The following is a 3,639-nucleotide window of genomic DNA, read 5'->3' on the forward strand; positions in this document are numbered from 1 at the left end:
CGCACATGTCCATGTCGTGGCCGGCGTCGCCGATCTCGGCGCCAATGCCCGCCTGCCGGATTCGCTGGTGACGGCGCGCTCCTTCGTCATCATGCGCGAGATGCTGATGCGCGGCTTCACCACGGTGCGCGATGTCGGCGGCGCCGATTTCGGCCTGAAGCAGGCGACGGAAGAGGGGCATTTCCCGACGCCGCGGCTCGTCATCTCCGGCAAGGCGCTGAGCCAGACCGGGGGGCATGCCGATTTCCGCGGCCGCTACGATGATCGGCCGAGCGTGATCGAGCGCCATCGGCTCGGCGCACTCGGGCGCATCTGCGACGGCGTGCCGGATGTGCGCCGCGCCGCGCGCGAGGAGCTGAAGGGCGGGGCCGACTTCATCAAGATCATGGCCAATGGCGGCTGCGCCTCGCCGACCGACCCGATCCATTTCCTCGGCTTTTCGGTGAGCGAGCTGGAAGCGATCGTCGAGGAGGCCCGGATGGCGGGCACCTATGTCTCGGCGCATGTCTATACCGACGAGGCGATCCGCCGTTGTGTCGAGGCCGGCGTGCATTCGCTGGAGCATTGCAACCTGATCCAGGCCGAGACGGCGAAGCTCGCCGCGAGCAAGGGCGCCGTCGCGGTCCCGACGCTCGTGACCTATGACAAGCTGGTTTCGGACGGGCCGGGGCTCGGCTTCCCGCCGGATTCGGTGGCCAAGGTCGATGTCGTGCGCGCGGCCGGCATGGAGTCCCTGCGCATCATGCAGAAGGCCGGGCTGGCGATGGCTTATGGCAGCGACCTGCTCGGCGAGATGCACCGCTACCAGTCGGAGGAATTCGTCATTCGCGGGCAGGCGCTGCCGGCGCAGCAGGTCATCGCCTCCGCGACTTCGGTCGCCGCGAAGCTGCTGAAGCTCGAAGGCAAGATCGGCGTGGTGGCGCCGGGCGCCTATGCCGACCTCGTGGTGGTCGACGGCGATCCGCTTCAGGATCTGTCGCTGCTGACCCGTCAGGGCCGGCACATGCCGCTGATCATGAAGGGCGGCGAGTTCGTCAAGCGCTCCAGCCTGAACTGAGCGGCGCAAGGCCGTCGACAGGCTTGCTGCGGCGTGCGTAATATATCACGAAGCGACAGGCGGTTCGCGTGGCCGGCTGGGGGAGGCGGATCATGACGGCTTTGCACTTCAAGAACTTCGCTTTGCTCGAGCCGGAATTCGGCGAATTGCGCGGCGGCTACGCATTGCTGGTCGAAGGCGACACGATCCGCGAGCTCTCGGACAGGCCGATCACGTCCGCGAGTGCCGATGTGATCGACTGTGGCGGACGCACGCTGATGCCCGGGCTGATCGACAGCCATGTCCATGTCTTCCTCTCCGAGGTCTATATCCGCACCATGGAGAGCATGCCGCTGACGCTGATGACGGCGCGCGCCGTCCGGCTGATGAAAGGCATGCTCGATCGCGGCTTCACCTCGGTCCGCGACACCGGCGGCGCCGATTGGGGCATCAAGGAAGCGGTGGAGAAGGGCGACGTCGCAGGGCCGCGCCTGTTCATCGCCGGCGCCGCGATCGGCCCGACCGGTGGCCATAGCGATCCGCGCCGGCGCACCGATTTCGGCGCGCGCTGCCATTGCTGCAACGCCATGGCTTATACGATGAACATCTCGGACGGCGTGTCCTCCGTCCGCAAATCGGCGCGCGAGCAGATGCGGCTCGGCGCCGACCATATCAAGATCATGATGTCGGGCGGTGTCGCCTCGCCTTACGATCCGCTGGATTCGATGCAGTTCAGCGTGGACGAGGTGAAGGCGGCCGTCGAGGAGGCGAAGGCCTTCGGGCGCTATGTCTGCGCTCATGCCTATACGCCGGAGGCGATCACGCGGGCGGCGGAATGCGGGGTGCGCGCCATCGAGCACGGCAATCTGATCGACGACGCCTCGGCCAAGCTCATGGCTGAGAACAACATGTTCCTGACCGCCAATCTCGTCGCCTATTACGCGATGAAGGAGCGGGCGGCCGAGTTCGGCATGACCGGCGACATGCTCGCCAAGAACGACCTCGTCATCGACGGGGGCTTGCGCTCCCTGGAGATCTGCAAGCGCGCCGGCGTGCCGGTGGCCTATGGGTCCGATCTGCTCGGCCAGTTGCAGGTCGAGCAGTCGCGCGAGTTCCTGCTGCGCCGCGAGGTGCTCTCCGCCATCGACATCATCCGCTCGGCGACGACGGTCGGTGCCCAAATCCTGCGCATGGAGGGCAAACTCGGCACGCTGCAGGCCGGTGCCTTCGCCGATCTCATCCTCGTCGATGGCGATCCGCTGAAGGATCTCGGGCTTTTCCAGGAACAGGGGAAGCATCTGGCGGCGATCATGAAGGGCGGCATCTTCCACAAGACCGCCCTGCATTGAAACGAACGTATCTGCCTGTCTCTTGGTCAGGCCATGGATAAGAAACCGGCTTGACTGTTTGTAAATCGAGCCGCAGCTTCACGATACGGAAGGATCGGGTTTTGGCGATTGTGGCGAGCGTGATCGGCAAGGGAGCAGCGCCATGCCTGTGCTGCGGGGCGGCGCGGTGAGCGCGGTTTCGCTGCGCCTGGGACGCTATGCGCTGAACGGGGCTGCGGGGCTCTCGCTCGGATTCATTCTGCTGCCGCTGATCTTCGTGACTTGGCTCGCCTTCTTCCGGCAGGAAATCCCGTCCTTCCCGCCCGAGGGCTACTCGCTGCAATGGTTCAAGGCGGCGGCGAACAACAAGGCCTTCATCGACGGTTTCGGCCTCAGTCTCCAGGTCGCTGTCGCCTCCACGCTGATCGGGCTCGCGCTCGGGGTGCCGGCGAGTCTCGCTCTGGTGCGCCATCGCATCCCGTTGGGAGGGGGGATCTCGACCCTGCTGCTGTTGCCGCTGGTGATGCCGGGCATCGTGCTGGGCACCGCGACCTATGTCTTCCAGATCGAGGTCGAGATCGGCACGCAGATCCCGGTGATGGGCTCGCTCGGCGGGCTGATCGCCGCGCATACGCTCGTGGTCATTCCCTGGGTGGTTCGGCTGGTGACGGCGAGCCTGGCCGGCTTCGACCGCTCGATCGAGGAGGCGGCGCAGAACCTCGGTGCAGGGCCGGTCCGGACCTTCTGGCGGGTGACACTGCCGAGCATTCGGCCCGGGCTGGTGGCGGCCTCGCTGTTCGGCTTTGTCACCTCCTTCGGCAATCTGGAGATGAGCCTATTCCTCGTCGGGCCGGGGCGCACGACCCTGCCGATCGCGATCCTGCAATATCTCGAATGGAAGATCGATCCGACCGTGGCCGCGGCCTCGCTGATCCAGATCATCCTGATCGGCGCGGCAATGATCGTGACCGATCGCTACGTCAAACTGAGCCGGGTGGTATAGAGATGGCGCGGCTCTCGATCTCGCATCTGAAGAAGAGCTATGGCGATCTGACGGTGGTCGACGATGTCGACATCGCCGTCGCGGATGGCGAGTTCCTCGTGCTGCTGGGGCCGTCCGGCTGCGGCAAGACCACGACCTTGCGCATGATCGCGGGATTCGTGCCCCCCTCGGCCGGGCAGATCACCATCGGCGAGCGGGATGTGACCTATCTGCCGCCCTGGAAGCGCCATTGCGGCCTCGTCTTCCAGAGCTATGCGCTGTTTCCGCATATG

The 3,639-nt window shown here is 65.7% G+C and carries 4 protein-coding genes; all 4 read left to right on the forward strand.

Annotated elements, in window-relative coordinates; translation table 11 throughout:
* Nucleotides 1-1,057: metal-dependent hydrolase family protein (locus ACOJTB_RS10030; protein ID WP_420102383.1), on the forward strand; the 1,057-nt coding region annotated here is incomplete at its 5' end.
* A 92-nt stretch (nucleotides 1,058-1,149) separates the two neighbouring features.
* Complete coding sequence (locus tag ACOJTB_RS10035) at nucleotides 1,150-2,385, forward strand: metal-dependent hydrolase family protein (RefSeq protein ID WP_420102384.1); 1,236 nt, start codon at nucleotides 1,150-1,152, stop codon at nucleotides 2,383-2,385.
* 142 nt (nucleotides 2,386-2,527) lie between these two features.
* Nucleotides 2,528-3,367, forward strand: a complete 840-nt coding sequence (locus tag ACOJTB_RS10040) for an ABC transporter permease (RefSeq protein ID WP_420102385.1) — start codon at nucleotides 2,528-2,530, stop codon at nucleotides 3,365-3,367.
* 2 nt (nucleotides 3,368-3,369) lie between these two features.
* Nucleotides 3,370-3,639 (forward strand): ATP-binding cassette domain-containing protein (locus ACOJTB_RS10045; protein ID WP_420102386.1); only part of this gene is annotated, 270 nt, incomplete at its 3' end.

Source organism: Allobosea sp., from assembly GCF_048595345.1.
In the GTDB taxonomy this organism is placed as follows: Bacteria; Pseudomonadota; Alphaproteobacteria; order Rhizobiales; family Beijerinckiaceae; genus Allobosea.

Excerpts from the sequence above, each read along its gene's own strand:
- ACOJTB_RS10035 (WP_420102384.1), top strand. The coding sequence starts at position 1,150 with ATGACGGCTTTGCACTTCAAGAACTTCGCTTTGCTCGAGCCGGAATTC.
- ACOJTB_RS10040 (WP_420102385.1), top strand. The coding sequence starts at position 2,528 with ATGCCTGTGCTGCGGGGCGGCGCGGTGAGCGCGGTTTCGCTGCGCCTG.